We start from the raw sequence: 14,644 nt of genomic DNA on the forward strand, positions 1-14,644 counted from the left end.
ATGAGTAGCGCCGTGATCGGCCAGGACAGCCAGAACCACCAGAGCAACCAGCCCAGTCAGGGTGCCCAGAAGCCCCCGACGTCGGCCGGCTGGCCGCTCTGGGAGGTATTCGTGCGCTCGTCGCGGGGCCTGTCCCATGTGCACGCCGGTTCGCTCCACGCGCCGGACGCGGAGATGGCCGTCCGCAACGCTCGGGATCTCTACACCCGGCGCAACGAGGGCGTCTCCCTCTGGGTGGTCCGCTCCACGGACATCACCACCTCGGACCCGGATGCCAAGGACATGATGTTCGAATCGCCCCAGGGCAAGGACTACCGCCACGCCACCTACTACAAGGAAAGCGAAGGGGTGAAGCACCTGTGAGCGGCACCTCCACCGGCCAACTGCCGGACCATAGCCTCGACAGCTTTGGCGACGCCGCGGCGTCGGCCACGCGGGTCACCCCCGGCAACGCCCTGCGTCCCGAGGACATCGCCCTGCAGCAGACAGCACCCGCTGATGACGCCGTCGCCCGGTATGCCCTCCACCTGGGCGACGACGCCCTGATCCTCGCCCAACGGCTCTCCCACTGGATCTCCCGCGGGCCGGAGCTCGAGGAGGACGTCGCCCTGGGCAACATCGCCCTCGACCAGCTGGGCCACGCCCGCTCCTTCCTCAGCTACGCCGGCAAGGCCTGGGGACAGACGGAGGACGACCTGGCCTACTTCCGCGAGGAGGAGGACTTCACCTCGCTGCACCTGGTGGAGCAGCCCAACGGTGATTTCGCCGAGACGATGGTGCGCGGCCTGTTCATGGCCCTCTACCAGCACCAGCTCTACACCCGGCTGGTGCACTCGGCTGACGAGACCATCGCCGCCATCTCCGCCAAGGCGCTCAAGGAGGTCGACTACCACCTGGAGCACGCCGAGCTGTGGACTCTGCGCCTCGGACGGGGGACCGAGGAGTCGGCCCACCGGATGCGCCGCGCCCTGGACAAGCTCTGGCCCTACACCGCAGAGCTGTTCCAGGACGAACCATTGCACGATGAGCTTGAGGGCGTCGCGGTGCGCCCCTCCACGTTGCGTGCGGAGTGGGACGAGCAGCTGCTGGACATCCTCGACCGGTCCGAACTGGCCGTCCCGGAGGTTCCCGCTGCCCTGTGCTGGGGCCGCCGCGGCGAGCACTCCGAACACCTGGGATACATCCTCGCCGAGATGCAGGTGCTCGCCCGCAAGCATCCCGGCGCCACCTGGTAGAGGGCAGGAGGACCACCATGGCACCCGCCACCACCATCGAATCCCTGCACGAGATCGCCGCCCGCGTCACCGACCCCGAGATCCCGGTGCTGACCATCGCCGACCTGGGCATCCTGCGGGAGGTCGAGCAGGACGGTGACGGCGCCGTCGTCGTGACCATCACCCCGACCTATTCGGGGTGCCCGGCCATGGATGCCATCCGGCAGGACCTTGAGCACGAGTTCTCCGCGGCCGGCTACGAGAGGGTCCGCGTGGACCTGGTGCTGTCCCCGGCCTGGTCCACCGACTGGATGACGGACGCAGGCAAGGCCAAGCTCGAGGAGTACGGCATCGCCCCGCCCACCGGGACCGGCCACCGCGGCACCGTGACCCTCGGCCTGGCCGTGAAGTGCCCGCACTGCCATTCGCTGAACACCCGCGAACTCGCCCGCTTCGGTTCCACCTCCTGCAAGGCCCTGTACTCCTGCCGGGACTGCCTGGAACCCTTCGACTACTTCAAGGTGCTCTCATGACCGCAACCGCCACTGAAACCGCCCCCGCACGCCGCCGCGCCACCTTCCACCCCCTCGAGGTGGCCGGTGTCCGCCGGCTGACCGCCGACGCCGTGGAGGTCACCTTCGCGGTGCCCGAGGAGCTGGTGGACGACTACGACTACGCGCCCGGTCAGTACGTGGCCCTGCGCAAGGAGTTGCCGGGCGAAGACGGCACGCTGCACGAGGTGCGCCGCAGCTACTCGATCTGCGCCGAGCCGCGGCCCGGAGAGGTCCGGGTGGCCATCAAGCGGGACCTCGGCGGGCTCTTCTCCAGCTGGGCCAACGAGCACCTGGTGGCGGGGGACACCATCGACGTGATGAGCCCGGCCGGGGCGTTCATCTCCCAGCACCGGATGACCGAGCTGAATGATCCGGAGTCGATCGACACGGACACCGAGCACTCCTTCGTCGCGGTGGCCGCCGGATCCGGCATCACCCCGGTCATCGCGATCGCCCGCACCGTGCTGGCGTCCAATGACCAGGTCCGCTTCGACCTGGTGTACTCCAACCGGGCCGCCATGGACGTGATGTTCCTCGAGGAGCTGGCCGACCTCAAGGACCGCTACCCCTCCCGCTTCGCCCTGCACCACGTGCTGACCCGGGAACAGCGGATCTCACCCCTGCTCTCCGGCCGGATCGACCACGAGAAGCTCTCTACCCTGTTGTCCACCGTGATGCGTCCGGAGACCGTGGACGAGTGGTTCCTCTGCGGCCCGTTCGAACTGGTCCAGCTGGTCCGGGACGAGCTGACCGCCCTGGACGTGGACGCGGGCAAGGTCCGCTACGAGCTGTTCACCACGGGTGACCCGAAGCAGGGCCGCCCGGAGGGCAACATCGGCCGTCCCGTGGAGGTGGACGAGGCGGGGGAGAACTTCCAGATCTCCTTCACCTTGGACGGGCTGCAGGGGGAGGTGAAGTCCCCCAAGGGGCAGCGCGAGTCAGTGCTCAACGCCGCTCTTCGGGTTCGCCAGGATGTGCCCTTCGCCTGCGCCGGCGGCGTGTGCGGTACGTGCCGGGCCAAGGTGGTCGAGGGCACCGTGGAGATGGATGAGAACTACGCACTCGAGCCGGACGAGGTCGAGAAGGGCTACGTGCTGACCTGTCAGTCCCACCCGACCTCGGACACCCTCGTCCTCAACTACGACGCCTAGGAGAGAACACATGATCGAACTGAACCTGGCCGATGGGATCGCCGAGGTCGTCCTCAACGCCCCGGAGAAGATGAACGCCCTCGATGCGGAGGCGCTCGCCGAACTCGAGAAGGCCTACGACGCCGCCGCTGCCGCCGCCTCGCGCGGTGAGGTGCGCGCATTGCTGCTGCGCGGCGAGGGCCGCGGGTTCTGCGCCGGACGGGACATCTCCGGGGTCACCCCGGCCGACGATGACGTCCTGGGCTACCTCGGGGGGAAGGTGACCCCGCTGCTGCAGACGATGAGCGCCTTCCCGGCGCCGACCTTCGCAGCGGTGCAGGGCGCGTGCCTCGGCGTTGGCTTGGGGCTGGCGATCGCCACGGACGTGGTCTACGTGGCCGAGAACGCCAAGATCGGCTCGCCCTTCGCGAACCTGGGGGCCACGCTGGACTCCGGCGGGCACTGGCTGTTCACCGAGCGGCTGGGCGCCCACCGCACCCTGGACCTGATCTACACCGCGGAGCTGATCAGCGGTGCCGAGGCGGTGGCCTCCGGGCTCTTTTCCCGGGCACTGCCCGCCGAGAGCCTGCTGGAGGACACCCGCGGCATCGTGGCGAAGGTCGCCACCGGTGCCACCGGGGCCTTCCTGGCCTCCAAGGAGCTCGTGGCCCAGGTGCGGGACCAGCGGCTGGGCCTGTGGGAGTCCGTGGCCCGGGAGAATCAGGCGCAGGCGGACCTGTGCGGCACGGCCGACTACGCCGAGGGGTTCGCCGCATTCCAGGAGAAGCGCAAGCCGGAGTTCACCGGGGCGGGTATCCGAGATAGCCGGTCATCAGGGCCTGGAGGTCCTGCGGGTCCATGAACGTGGCCGCGAACCACACCATCGCGCCCAGGGCCACTGCCGAGATGAGGAGCCAGGCCACGGAAAGCCGTGCCAGGAACCGCAGTTCCCGCCGGGATTCCGCGTGGTGGTCGGAGGCTAAGGCGACCAACTGCCGGCCGGTGCGGTCCGCCGGACTGAGGTGGCTCGCGCCGCCGTCGAGGTGGTTGGGGGCGGCATCGGAACTGCCGTCGCGCAGGGTGGCGACGGTCTGGCCGGCGCGCGCGTCCTGACGGAGGCGGATGATGTGGTCCCCGTGGCGTGCCAGGAGGATGTCCTCGCCCATCGACCCAGAATGGGCCGCGGTGACGGTCCGACGGCCTCGGTGCGGGGCGCTGCGGCGCGTGACGGGACGGGAGGCTTCGGACGGTTTCACTCCTCGAGAGTAAGCCCGCCGACGGCGCCCGTTCCCCGGAATGGCGGGCTTTGTCGGCAACTTCACCCCGTGCTGTGAGCCAGGGGACAGGGTGCTGAGACGGCTCTCTACCGGGTGTCCGCGTCCTCGAAGATCACGAAGGTCTGGGTGTCCAGCACCGCGGGCAGCGGCTGGATGTGATCGAAGACCACCCGGCGCAGGTCCAGGTTGTCCCGCGCCCGGACCAGCAGCAGCACATCGAAGTTCCCGCCCACGAGGCTGACGTGGTAGACCTCCGGGATCCTCGCGAGGGTCTCCCTGACCTCCCGCCAGCCGTGCTGGCGCAGCTTCAGCGTGACGTAGGCCGAGGAGCGCAGGCCCGCCCGGACCGGGTCCACCACCGCGCTGTAGCGGGTGATGACGCCGTCCTGCTGCAGTCGGTTGATCCTGGCGTAGGCGTGCGCGCGGGAGATGTGCACTCTCTGGGCCAGGGCGGTCACCGATTGCCGGCCGTCCCTCGTCAGTTCGGCCAGGATCTGCTCATCCACGGAGTCGATCGGTGCGGGTACGGGGCCCATGGATTCCCTCACTCAAAGTAGCGGTGCGCTGTTGCAGAACATCCACCAGAATAGGCAATTCTCTCCATTCGTCCACAGTCTCACCCTGTAGCGGCGACGAACCCTCGGCTGGATCCACACTGGTGGGTACAAAGTGACTACAGCAGTGACGTGGACCACGGTCGGCACTCGACGACCCAGGAGGAACGATGAGCGAGGACACCCGCACCGGCATCACCGATGCCGCCCGCAGCTTCGGCATCACGCCGGAGGACTACATGCTGCCGGCCCGCGACCTGATCCAGATGGTGGACCCGGAGGGCCGGCTCCTCGGTGCCGGCCCGGGCCCGGAACCGGGACACGACTACCCTGTCCCGGCTGACGAGGACCTGCTGGAGGCGTACCGCCGCCTCGTGGTGGGCCGGCGCATCAATGATCAGAACTCCGCACTGGTGCGTCAGGGCCGGATGGCTGTCTACCCCTCCAGCCACGGGCAGGAGGCCTGCCAGGTCGCCGTCGCGGCCTGCCTGGAGGAGGGCGATTGGCTGTTCCCCACCTACCGGGACACCGTGGCCGTGATCTCCCGTGGGGTCCCACCCGTGGAGGCCATGACGGTCTTCCGCGGCGACTGGCACGGTGGCTACCATCCGGGGAAACACAAGGTCGGCATCCAGTCCACCCCGTTGACCACCCAGTTGCTGCACGCGGTCGGGGCCGCACATGCCGCGAGACTGCGCGGCGAGGACACCGTGGTGGTGGCCCTGTGCGGGGATGGGGCCACGAGTGAGGGCGACTTCCATGAGGCGCTGAACTTCGCGGCCGTCTTCCACCTGCCGGTGATCTTCTTCGTCCAGAACAACCAGTACGCCATCTCCGTGCCACTGGCCCGCCAGACGGTGGCGCCGTCGCTGGCGCACAAAGCTGTTGGTTACGGCATGGCCGGGGAGCGCGTGGACGGCAATGACCTCGTCGCCCTGCTCGCCGTCCTCGAGCGCGGAGTGCGACTCGTGCGCGGGGGTGCGGGCCCCCTGCTGGTCGAGGCACAGACCTACCGGATCCAGGCCCACACCAACGCCGACGACGCCACGCGGTACCGCGAGGACGCGGAGGTGCAGGAATGGCTGGCCAAGGACCCGGTGAAGCGGATGCGGTCCTACCTGACCGGCCGCGGCCTCCTGGCTGACGAGCTGCAGGCCCGCTTCGAGCAGGAGGCAGAGCAGGTCGCCGCCGAGCTTCGGAACGGCCTCAACCAGGAGATCACCCCGGACCCGCAGGATCTCTTCGCCCACGTCTACACCGTCCCCACCCCGCAGCTGGACGAGCAGTCCGCCCAATTGGCCGAGGAACTCATCCGTGAGGAGGCATCATGAGCACCCGCCAGACCACCAGCCCTGACGCCGGTTCAGTCGACGCCGTGGAAACCGCGGTGGACGCGGCCCGTGAGTCCACCACCCGGGCCGGCGGGGCGGGCATTCCGGGCCCGCGCCCCGAATCACCGGTAGCCCCGGTCCCGCCGGGGCCGGTGACGATGGCCAAAGCCCTCAACGCGGCCCTGGCCGATGCGCTGGCTGCCGATGCCGGCGTCGTGGTGTTCGGCGAGGACGTGGGCACCCTCGGCGGGGTCTTCCGCATCACGGACGGACTGGCCGCCCGTTTCGGGACGGAGCGGTGCTTCGACACCCCGTTGGCCGAGTCCGGGATCGCGGGCATGTCCGTGGGCATGGCGATCAACGGGATGCGGCCGGTGATCGAGATGCAGTTCGACGCCTTCGCCTACCCGGCCTTCGAGCAGATCGCCTCGCACGTGGCGAAGATGCGCAACCGCACCCGGGGAGCCGTGGCCATGCCGATCGTCATCCGCATCCCGTATGCCGGGGGCATCGGCGGCGTGGAGCACCACTGCGATTCCTCGGAGGCCTATTACGCGCACACCCCCGGGCTCAAGGTCGTCACCCCGGCCACCGTGACGGACGCCTACCTGCTGCTGCGGGCGGCCATCGACTCGGACGACCCGGTCATCTTCATGGAGCCCAAGAAACTGTACTTCGCCAAGGACCGGGTCGACCTGGACGCTCTGAAGGAGCAGTACGAGTCCGGTGACGGACCGCGGGCCGCGCTGGAATCCGGCGGGGCCGCCGTCGCGCGGACCGGGACCGACGCGACGCTGATCGCCTACGGGCCGTCCCTGCCCACCGCGATGGCCGCGGCGGCCGCCGCCCAGGAGGAGGGGCGCTCGCTGGAGGTGGTGGACGTGCGCACGATCGTCCCCTTCGACGACGCCACTGTGGCCGCGTCCGTGGCCAAGACCAGCAGGGCCGTGGTCATCACCGAGGAGACGGGCTTCGCCTCCGTGGCCGCGGAGATCACCGCCCGGGTGCAGCAGCGCTGCTTCCACTCCCTGGCCGCGCCGGTGCTGCGGGTGACCGGTTTTGACATCCCCTATCCGGCGCCGAAGCTGGAGCACCATTTCCTGCCCTCGGTGGACCGCATCCTGGACGCCGTGGACGACCTGCAGTGGGAGGACTGACATGACCATCCGCACCTTCCTGCTCCCAGATCTGGGAGAGGGCCTGACCGAGGCCGACATCATCCGGTGGCTGGTGGCCGCCGGGGACACCGTGGCCGTGGACCAGCCAATCGTCGAGGTCGAGACCGCCAAGTCGCTCGTCGAGGTGCCCAGCCCCTTCAGCGGCACCGTGGCAACCCTGCACGCCGAGGCCGGCACCACCCTGGACGTGGGCAGGCCTCTGGTCTCCGTCGAGGACGGTGTGGTGTCTGGCGACACCGGATCCAACGACGACGGCTCCGATAGTTCCGCCGGATCCGCTGGTGCCCCGGCTCTGGCCGAGGGCGCCCAGTCCTACCGGGATGAGGAGCATGCCGGAGTGCGGCCCGAGGCTGCGGCCGCCTCGAGGCAGGCCCCCGGCGTGGAGGACACAGTGCGGCCTGTGGCACGGGGTGCGTCGGATGGCGCGGCGGAGGCGGACTCGGAGGACGACGCCGGCTCCGGCAACGTCCTGATCGGCTACGGCACCCCCGGTGGCGCCGCGACCGGCCGGACTCGGCGGCGCAAGGCTGCCGCGCCTTCTCCAGTCGTGGAGTCTAAGACCCATGCGTCGCCGGCCGCAGGGCCGCCGACGGAGTCGCCCGACCCGTCTCGCCCGGCCCCACGGGTGGTCAACCCCCTCGTGCGCCGGCTGGCCCGCGAGCACGGGGTGGACCTCACCGCCGTGCAGGGAACCGGGCCTGGCGGGCTGATCATGCGCGCCGATGTGCTGGCTGGCACCGGCGCGGAGACGGCCGCCTCTGCCTTCTCGGCGTCCACGGAGACGACGGGTGCCGAGCCGGCTGCGGCAGGTGAGGGATCATGGGCCCCGGAGCCCACGGATGAACTGGACCCGCGCACGGGACTGGGCGTGGCCGGCGTCGAGCAGGTCTCCGGGGTGCGCAAGGTGACTGCCGCGGCCATGACCCGATCGCGCCGCGAGATCCCCGAGGCCACGATCTGGGTGGACGTGGACGTCACCCCGCTGCTGGAGCTGCGGGCGTCACTGAAGGCGCGCGGGGACCAGGAGGTGCCGGGGCTGCTGGCCTTCGCCTCCCGGTTTGCGCTCGCGGGCCTGGCCCGGTACCCCGAGCTGGCGCAGCGCTTCGAGGAGGACGGCGCGGGCGGGCATCGGATCGTGTCCTTCGACGGCATCAACCTCGGGTTCGCGGTGCAGACGGAGCGCGGTCTGGTGGTGCCGGCCATCCGGGGGGCCCACGCGATGACCGCCCGGCAGCTGAATGCCGAGCTGCGCCGGCTGACCGAGTTGGCCCGCTCCGGCAGGGGGACCCCGAAGGACCTGTCCGGCGGGACGTTCACCATCAACAACTACGGGGTGTTCGGCACCGACGGTTCCGCGGCGATCATCAACCATCCGGAGGTCGCGATCCTCGGAATGGGCCGCATCATCGACCGGGCCTGGGTGGTGGACGGCGAGCTGGCCGTGCGCAAGGTCATGCAGCTCTCGCTGGTCTTCGACCACCGGATCTGCGACGGCGGGACGGCCGGGGGATTCCTGCGGTTCGTCGCGGACTGCTTCGAGAACCCCGTGGGGGTGCTGGCGGACCTCTGAACGGACCGGCGCCGACGCCGTTGACCGTGCGGAGAGGGTGTGGCCCCTGGCTTGGTGATCGTCAAGATGTATCGCTTGGTTGCGAATCGCGGCGCGAGTTCCTCGGCCGTGAGTCAAAAAGCACGTTGAATTGACTATCATGGCGTGATGGCGCTCACCTCTTCCGCTACCTCAGCTATCTCCGTTGCCTCTGCGGCTACGTCCGCCGGTGCCCACACCGTCACCCCCGATCTCGACCCGGTCGTGCTCGGCCGGCGCCTGCGCCACCTGCGCAAGGAGGCCGGGCTGACCTTGGACCAGGCCGCCGAGGCCGTGGGGGCCACTGGATCCCACTTGTCCCTCGTGGAGAACGGCAAGCGCGAACCCCGGCTGTCCCTGCTGTCCCGGCTGGCCGGTCTGCACGGCGCCACGGTGGAGGAACTGCTCGCGTCCGAGGCCCCGAGCCGCCGGGCCGCCCTGGAGATCGTGGTGGAGAAGGCCCAGCGTACTGACCACTATGCGAGCCTGGGGTTGCCACAGATCAAGATCTCCCCGCGCACCCCCACGGAGGTGCTTGAGGTCATCGCGGGGCTGGAGGCGGAGCTGAACCGGCGCATGGAGGAGCAGGCCGCCACCCCGGAGGAGGCCCGGCGGGCGAACTCCGAACTGCGCCAGGAGATGAAGGAGCACAACAACCACTACCCGGAACTGGAACGGAAGGCGCAGGACCTGCTGGACGCCGTCGGGCACTCCGGTGGGCCGCTCAGCCACCATGCGGCCGCTGACCTCGCAGACCACCTGGGGTTCTCGGTGCACTCCGTCTCCAACCTGCCGCACTCCACGCGCTCGGTCACGGACCTGAAGAACCGGCGGTTCTACCTCTCCCGGGCCCGCAACCCGGACCATGACCCCCGGTCGGTGCTGTTGCAGGCCATCGCCGCCTATGTCCTCGGGCACGGGGAGCCCGCCGACTACTCGGACTTCCTGCGCCAGCGCGTCTACACCAACTACTTCGCGGCCGCCCTGATGATGCCGCAGAAGGAGACGGTGAAGTTCCTGAAGAACGCCAAGGCCCAACGGGACCTGGCCATCGAGGACGTGCGGGACGCCTTCGGGGTGTCCTACGAGTCCGCCGCGCACCGGTTCACCAACCTGGCGACGGAGCACCTCGGTATCACGTGCCACTTCCAGAAGGTCCACGAGTCCGGCATCATCCACAAGGCCTACGAGAACGACGGCGTCTCCTTCCCCGCCGACCACACCGGGGCCATCGAAGGGCAGCAGGTGTGCCGGAACTGGACCTCACGCGAGGTGTTCGGCGTGGCCGACCGGTTCCGGGCCTTCAACCAGTACACGGACACCCCCGCCGGAACGTACTGGTGCACCGCCGTGGTGGAGGCGCACTCCTCCGGGTTCTACTCCCTGTCCATCGGCGTGCCCTTCGACCATGCCCGCTGGTTCCGGGGCGCGGACACCACCTCGCGCTCGGTGTCCCGGTGCCCGGATCCGACCTGCTGCCGGCTGCCGACCCCGGACCTGGAGGCCGATTGGGGAGGCCATGCGTGGCCGGCGGCCCGGGCCAACGCCCACCTGCTCGCCGCCATGCCGTCCGGGGCCTTTCCCGGGGTGGACGAGGTGGAGGTCTTCGAATTCTTGCGCTCTCAGGAGCTGTAGGCGGTGCGGTGCTGTCAAGGGGGAGAAGCCTAGGGCATAGGGCGGCAACTGTCCCGTATTTGTGAGAAAATGGAGTCCAGCCAAACTCACGGAAAGCGCCCGGCCCGTGGACGGGCCAGGCGCTGGGGGAGGCCTTCGCACCGAAGGAAAGTGACATATACATGCAGTTGAGCCCCGGCAAGCTTGTTGTTCACCCCCACCACGGTCCCGCGGCGGTCACGAACCGTACGCAGCGCACCGTCAAGGGAACGGAGGTGACCTACATTGAGCTCACCATCCGGAGCAACAACCTGGTGGTGTCCATCCCGGAGTCCAAGGTGGAGGAGATCGGCGTCCGCGAGGTCTACGGCCGGGCCCACCTGCGCACCCTCCTCGAGGTCGTGCAGGAGCCGTCCGGTGTGGAGGAGAAGCAGTGGTCCCGCCGGATGAAGGCCAACCAGGAGCGGGTGGCCTCCGGTCTGCTCGAGCAAATCGCCGAAGTGGTCCGGGACCTGGGCCGCCGCCGCGACACCAAGGGCCTGTCCATGGCCGAGAAGGATCTCTTCCGCGCTGCCCAGGCACCGCTGGCCGCTGAGGTCGCCCTGGCCCTGGAGATCTCGGAGGACGAGGCCGTGGAGGTCATCGACGCCGTGGCCAACGGCGCCTCCCTGGACGAGCTGGGCTTCGCCGCCGACGCGTCTGGCGCCGAACCGGCCATGGCCTGACAGCTTCCGCCCTCTAAATCACCGTGTGGTGGCACCTTGGGGACTGATGGACCTCCATCACCCCCATAGGTGTCACCACACGTGTTTCCTCAGCCTTCCGAACCGCCGCCGAGCCCGCCCAGGTCGAACACCCGGAAGGTCACGGCGTGGTCCGAGCCCGCCTGCGCGCCCCCGGCCCGGAGGATCTCCGGGATGAACTCCTCCGGCTTCGGGTGGCCGGTGACGTGCTTCAGGTAGGCCTCGTGGCGGTTCAGGGAGGCGACGGCGGCCGTCACCGCCGCGTCATCCACCGGCGAGGCGTGGGTGGGGCGCTCGTGGCCGGCCACCAGCAGGGCGGAGGCATGCCACGGCTCCAGGCCCTCGGCCTCGGCCAGGTCGCGGAAGACCCAGGGGTTGTCCGCATCCCGCACACCGTCCACCACGGCCAGCCCGGCGGCGCGGTGATCGGCCTGGTTCAGCCCGCCGTAGGCCTCGACGTCGAAGTTGGCGGTGACCACGGCATCCGGGCGCACGGTCCGCACCGCGCGGGCGATGTCCCGGCGCAGCGCCAGCCCGTACTCGAGCATCCCGTCCGGATGGTCCAGGATCAGCAGGTTCTCCACGCCCACCTCCGAACAGGCGCGCCGCTGTTCCGCGGCTCGCAGGGGCCTGACGACGTCCGGTGGTTCGGCCATGCCGGCCTCGCCCGCCGTGAGCAACAGATAGGTGACCTCGATGCCACGCGCTGTCCACGTGGCCACGGCAGCCGAGGTGCCGTACTCCATGTCATCCGGGTGGGCGACGATGCAGAGTACCCGGGACCAGCCGTCGTCGGGAACGGGGAGCAGGGAGGGGATGGTGTCAGTCATGGGCTCAGACCTTCCTGCCGTGTCAGTGTTGCTCCTAGGGTGGCATAGCGAAGGCCCGGCCAACATATGAGGGGGACACCATGAAGGACGATGACCTGACGGAGACCGGACGCCACGCGCGGTCCATGGCGGGATCCGACGGCACCATGCCGGCCCAGCAGCAGGAGCCCCCGGGACTCACCGCGCCCATGGATCCGGTGCCGGACCACGGCGAGTCCAGCTGGGTCGGCCGCGGACGGCTGGAGGGGCTGAAGGCGCTCATCACCGGTGGCGATTCGGGCATCGGCCGGGCCGTGGCCATCGCGTTCGCCCGGGAGGGCGCGGACGTGGCCATCAACTACCTCCCGGAGGAGGCCGAGGACGCGCAGGACACCATCGGATGGATCGACAAGGCCGGCCGGAACGCCGTCGCGGTCCCCGGTGACCTGCGGGACGAGGCGGAGTGCCAGCGGATCGCCGAGGAGGCCGTGGACGGGCTGGGCGGACTGAACATCCTGGTCAACAACGCCGGGTACCACTGGGCGCGCGGTGAGCCGGGACTTGGTGGCCTGCGCACGGAGGACCTGGACCGCGCGGTGAAGACCAACCTCTACGGGACGCTCTGGCTGAGCCGGGCCTGCCTGCCCCACCTGGGTGAGGGGGACAGCATCATCATCACGACGTCGGTGCAGGCCTACCAGCCCTCGGAGACGATGATCGACTACGCCGCCACCAAGGCGGCCCTGAACAATGTCACGGCGAACCTCGCCGGTGAGTTGGGTGCTCAGGGCATCCGCGTGAATGCCGTGGCCCCGGGCCCGGTGTGGACGCCGCTCCAGCCGGCCACCAAGGAGCCTGAGGCGGTCTCCCATATGGGCGCGGACACCCCACTGGGCCGGATCGGCCAGCCTGCCGAACTGGCCGGGGCCTACGTGTTCCTGGCCAGTCCGGCGGAGGCCAGCTTCGTCTCCGGATCCGTGGTGGGCGTGACCGGAGGGCTGCCGGTGTTCTGAGCCGGAGGTCAGCGTCCCAGCACGTGCCGCAGAGCCGATTCCAGGTCCGGGTGGCGGTAGGCGTAGCCGGAGCCCTGAGCCCGGTCCGCCCGGGCCCGCTGGTCCGCCTCGACCAGCAGCCGGTTGCCCTCGGAGCCCAGCAGGGCCGTGGGGGCGGCCGCCGGCAGGGGCACGGCCGAGGGGCGGTGGAGCACCCGTCCGAGGGTGGCGGCGAAGTCCCGGGCCTGGACGGGCTCCGGGGCGGTGCCGTTGATCGGTCCCTCCACGGTGTCCGTGAGGGCGGCGTGGGCGAAGAGTCCCACGATGTCGTCGATCGAGATCCAGCTCTGCCACGGGTTCCGGTCCTTGCCGGTGCCCAGGGGGCCACCCGCGCCGAGGAGGAACAGCGGCAGCAGCTGCTGCAGGACACCTCCGGCCGGGGTCAGCACCAGGCCGGTGCGGATCATCGCCGTCCGGACTCCGGCCCGGGAAGCGGGCGCGGTGGCGCGCTCCCACTGCTGGCAGACCTCGGCCAGGAAGTCGTCCCCGGGCGGATCGGTCTCCCGCAGACCCTCGCCGCGGGGGCCGGTGCCGGCCGCGGCTCCGTAGTAGCCGACCGCGGACGCGTTCACGAGCGCCCGGGGACGGCCGTCGTCGGCCAGCTCCGCGAGCGTCCGGGCGAGCAGGCCGGTGGCCGCCAGCCGGGATTGCAGCACTGCGGAGCGGTGGGCCTCGGACAGTCGCCCGCCGATGGTCTCACCGGACAGGTTCACCACGACGTCGGCGCTCCGGAGCGCTTCGGCGTCCAGAATCCCGGAGGCCGGGTCCCACATGATCGTCTCGTCCGCAGGGGTGTGGTGGCCGCCGCGGACCAGGCGCAGGACCCGGTGTCCGCCACCGGTCAGCAGTGCGCACAGTTGGGTGCCGATCAGGCCGCTGGCCCCGGAGACGGCGATGGTCAGCGGGCGTGGATTGCCTGATTCGTCGGACTCGCCGGATTCGCCCGACTCGGTCGACGGCACGGATGGCACGGGGTGGGCGGCGTGGAAGGCCAGGTCGTCGCGGAGCTGGGTGGCCCGGTAGGCGAACTGCCGGTCCAGCTCGGACTCGAGACGCTCCTCCGTCCACCGCCCAGCCCGGGACCACACCGAGCCCTTGCGCCGCAGGACCGCTCCGGCCGGGAGCTCGTACTCGATGTGGTCGAGGACCACGCACCCGGGGTGACCGTCCGCGGTGTCCGCCTCCCCGGGGGCAGCGTCCTCGAAGGTGTGCGTGTGGACCCAGGACGTCAGCGGACCAGAGGCCAGCTCGTCCCGGAACATGCGGTCCGGCTCCAGGGCGGTGTGCCGAGCCGTCCAGGGGGCCTCGGGGGCGAACCACTGCGGCAGCCGGAAGGGCAGGATGGTCCGGGCCAGGCCGGTGGCCGACTCCAGGCCCAGGCCCAACGATCCCGGGGCGCCGATGCCCAACCGGGCGACCGAGCCGACGTCGAGCCCCTCCGGTTCACGCCGCACGGAACCGGCGAACGGCGGCGTGAGGCGGACGAGCGCACCCCGCCGCGAGAACCAGGCGAACACGGTGGACCGGTCATGGGGGACCAGGGAGCGGCGCTCAAAGACGGGCATAGGCCAACTCTTCCACAGGAAGGCCCAGCCGGGAC

Annotated in this window: 15 protein-coding genes; 11 read left to right on the forward strand and 4 right to left on the reverse strand. The window is 70.2% G+C overall.

Annotated elements, in window-relative coordinates:
* From paaB to IEX49_RS06535, 5 genes are read left to right on the forward strand one after another with little or no spacing between them, the layout of a single operon-like run.
* The gene (gene paaB / locus IEX49_RS06515; protein WP_229672326.1) at positions 1 to 363 is read left to right on the forward strand and encodes a 1,2-phenylacetyl-CoA epoxidase subunit PaaB; all 363 of its coding nucleotides are present in this window, start codon (positions 1 to 3) and stop codon (positions 361 to 363) included.
* The gene (paaC, locus tag IEX49_RS06520) at positions 360 to 1,235 is read left to right on the forward strand and encodes a 1,2-phenylacetyl-CoA epoxidase subunit PaaC (protein WP_188805366.1); all 876 of its coding nucleotides are present in this window, start codon (positions 360 to 362) and stop codon (positions 1,233 to 1,235) included. Before paaB ends, paaC begins: the two co-directional genes overlap by 4 nt.
* A gap of 17 nt (positions 1,236 to 1,252) precedes the next feature.
* Complete coding sequence (gene paaD / locus IEX49_RS06525; protein ID WP_188805367.1) at positions 1,253 to 1,747, forward strand: 1,2-phenylacetyl-CoA epoxidase subunit PaaD; 495 nt, start codon at positions 1,253 to 1,255, stop codon at positions 1,745 to 1,747.
* Positions 1,744 to 2,919: a 1,2-phenylacetyl-CoA epoxidase subunit PaaE gene (paaE, locus tag IEX49_RS06530; protein ID WP_188805368.1), complete on the forward strand. Its 1,176-nt coding sequence runs from the start codon at positions 1,744 to 1,746 to the stop codon at positions 2,917 to 2,919. Before paaD ends, paaE begins: the two co-directional genes overlap by 4 nt.
* 10 nt (positions 2,920 to 2,929) lie before the next feature.
* Positions 2,930 to 3,760 (forward strand): enoyl-CoA hydratase/isomerase family protein, encoded by an 831-nt coding sequence (locus IEX49_RS06535; RefSeq protein ID WP_188805369.1) that lies wholly within the window; start codon positions 2,930 to 2,932, stop codon positions 3,758 to 3,760.
* Here the strand turns inward: IEX49_RS06535 and IEX49_RS06540 are convergent.
* Positions 3,699 to 4,154: a hypothetical protein gene (locus IEX49_RS06540; RefSeq protein ID WP_188805370.1), complete on the reverse strand. Its 456-nt coding sequence runs from the start codon at positions 4,152 to 4,154 to the stop codon at positions 3,699 to 3,701. The two genes, IEX49_RS06535 and IEX49_RS06540, sit on opposite strands and share 62 nt — an antisense overlap.
* A 107-nt stretch (positions 4,155 to 4,261) precedes the next feature.
* Complete coding sequence (locus IEX49_RS06545; RefSeq protein ID WP_188805371.1) at positions 4,262 to 4,711, reverse strand: Lrp/AsnC family transcriptional regulator; 450 nt, start codon at positions 4,709 to 4,711, stop codon at positions 4,262 to 4,264.
* 188 nt (positions 4,712 to 4,899) lie between these two features.
* On the opposite strand from IEX49_RS06545, the gene IEX49_RS06550 reads away from it, so the two are divergent.
* The 5 genes from IEX49_RS06550 to IEX49_RS06570 all read left to right on the forward strand — a co-directional run bounded on the left by IEX49_RS06550 (position 4,900) and on the right by IEX49_RS06570 (position 11,165).
* Complete coding sequence (locus tag IEX49_RS06550; protein WP_188805372.1) at positions 4,900 to 6,060, forward strand: thiamine pyrophosphate-dependent dehydrogenase E1 component subunit alpha; 1,161 nt, start codon at positions 4,900 to 4,902, stop codon at positions 6,058 to 6,060.
* Positions 6,057 to 7,217, forward strand: a complete 1,161-nt coding sequence (locus IEX49_RS06555) for an alpha-ketoacid dehydrogenase subunit beta (RefSeq protein ID WP_188805373.1) — start codon at positions 6,057 to 6,059, stop codon at positions 7,215 to 7,217. The genes IEX49_RS06550 and IEX49_RS06555 overlap by 4 nt, the downstream gene beginning before the upstream one ends.
* 1 nt (position 7,218) lies before the next feature.
* Complete coding sequence (locus tag IEX49_RS06560) at positions 7,219 to 8,808, forward strand: dihydrolipoamide acetyltransferase family protein (RefSeq protein ID WP_188805374.1); 1,590 nt, start codon at positions 7,219 to 7,221, stop codon at positions 8,806 to 8,808.
* Between the two features lie 147 nt (positions 8,809 to 8,955).
* Positions 8,956 to 10,461, forward strand: a complete 1,506-nt coding sequence (locus IEX49_RS06565) for a helix-turn-helix transcriptional regulator (protein WP_229672328.1) — start codon at positions 8,956 to 8,958, stop codon at positions 10,459 to 10,461.
* 161 nt (positions 10,462 to 10,622) lie between these two features.
* The gene (locus IEX49_RS06570; RefSeq protein ID WP_229672330.1) at positions 10,623 to 11,165 is read left to right on the forward strand and encodes a CarD family transcriptional regulator; all 543 of its coding nucleotides are present in this window, start codon (positions 10,623 to 10,625) and stop codon (positions 11,163 to 11,165) included.
* An 89-nt stretch (positions 11,166 to 11,254) separates the two neighbouring features.
* Here IEX49_RS06570 and IEX49_RS06575 read toward each other — a convergent pair whose 3' ends face one another.
* Positions 11,255 to 12,013 (reverse strand): PIG-L deacetylase family protein, encoded by a 759-nt coding sequence (locus IEX49_RS06575; RefSeq protein ID WP_188805375.1) that lies wholly within the window; start codon positions 12,011 to 12,013, stop codon positions 11,255 to 11,257.
* An 80-nt stretch (positions 12,014 to 12,093) separates the two neighbouring features.
* On the opposite strand from IEX49_RS06575, the gene IEX49_RS06580 reads away from it, so the two are divergent.
* Positions 12,094 to 13,005, forward strand: coding sequence for an SDR family oxidoreductase (locus tag IEX49_RS06580; protein ID WP_308421922.1), 912 nt, complete (start codon positions 12,094 to 12,096; stop codon positions 13,003 to 13,005).
* 8 nt (positions 13,006 to 13,013) lie between these two features.
* Here the strand turns inward: IEX49_RS06580 and IEX49_RS06585 are convergent, their stop codons facing one another.
* Positions 13,014 to 14,609 (reverse strand): TIGR01777 family oxidoreductase, encoded by a 1,596-nt coding sequence (locus IEX49_RS06585; protein ID WP_188805376.1) that lies wholly within the window; start codon positions 14,607 to 14,609, stop codon positions 13,014 to 13,016.
* Between the last annotated feature and the right edge of the window lie 35 nt (positions 14,610 to 14,644).

It is taken from the genome of Citricoccus zhacaiensis (genome assembly GCF_014645315.1).
In the GTDB taxonomy this organism is placed as follows: Bacteria; Actinomycetota; Actinomycetes; order Actinomycetales; family Micrococcaceae; genus Citricoccus; species Citricoccus zhacaiensis.

What these genes read in the sequence shown, in the direction of transcription:
- paaB (WP_229672326.1), top strand. Translation starts at nt 1, where the DNA reads ATGAGTAGCGCCGTGATCGGCCAGGACAGCCAGAACCACCAGAGCAAC.
- paaD (WP_188805367.1), top strand. Translation starts at nt 1,253, where the DNA reads ATGGCACCCGCCACCACCATCGAATCCCTGCACGAGATCGCCGCCCGC.
- paaE (WP_188805368.1), top strand. Translation starts at nt 1,744, where the DNA reads ATGACCGCAACCGCCACTGAAACCGCCCCCGCACGCCGCCGCGCCACC.
- IEX49_RS06535 (WP_188805369.1), top strand. Translation starts at nt 2,930, where the DNA reads ATGATCGAACTGAACCTGGCCGATGGGATCGCCGAGGTCGTCCTCAAC.
- IEX49_RS06545 (WP_188805371.1), bottom strand. Translation starts at nt 4,711, where the DNA reads ATGGGCCCCGTACCCGCACCGATCGACTCCGTGGATGAGCAGATCCTG.
- IEX49_RS06550 (WP_188805372.1), top strand. Translation starts at nt 4,900, where the DNA reads ATGAGCGAGGACACCCGCACCGGCATCACCGATGCCGCCCGCAGCTTC.
- IEX49_RS06555 (WP_188805373.1), top strand. Translation starts at nt 6,057, where the DNA reads ATGAGCACCCGCCAGACCACCAGCCCTGACGCCGGTTCAGTCGACGCC.
- IEX49_RS06560 (WP_188805374.1), top strand. Translation starts at nt 7,219, where the DNA reads ATGACCATCCGCACCTTCCTGCTCCCAGATCTGGGAGAGGGCCTGACC.
- IEX49_RS06565 (WP_229672328.1), top strand. Translation starts at nt 8,956, where the DNA reads ATGGCGCTCACCTCTTCCGCTACCTCAGCTATCTCCGTTGCCTCTGCG.
- IEX49_RS06570 (WP_229672330.1), top strand. Translation starts at nt 10,623, where the DNA reads ATGCAGTTGAGCCCCGGCAAGCTTGTTGTTCACCCCCACCACGGTCCC.
- IEX49_RS06575 (WP_188805375.1), bottom strand. Translation starts at nt 12,013, where the DNA reads ATGACTGACACCATCCCCTCCCTGCTCCCCGTTCCCGACGACGGCTGG.
- IEX49_RS06580 (WP_308421922.1), top strand. Translation starts at nt 12,094, where the DNA reads ATGAAGGACGATGACCTGACGGAGACCGGACGCCACGCGCGGTCCATG.
- IEX49_RS06585 (WP_188805376.1), bottom strand. Translation starts at nt 14,609, where the DNA reads ATGCCCGTCTTTGAGCGCCGCTCCCTGGTCCCCCATGACCGGTCCACC.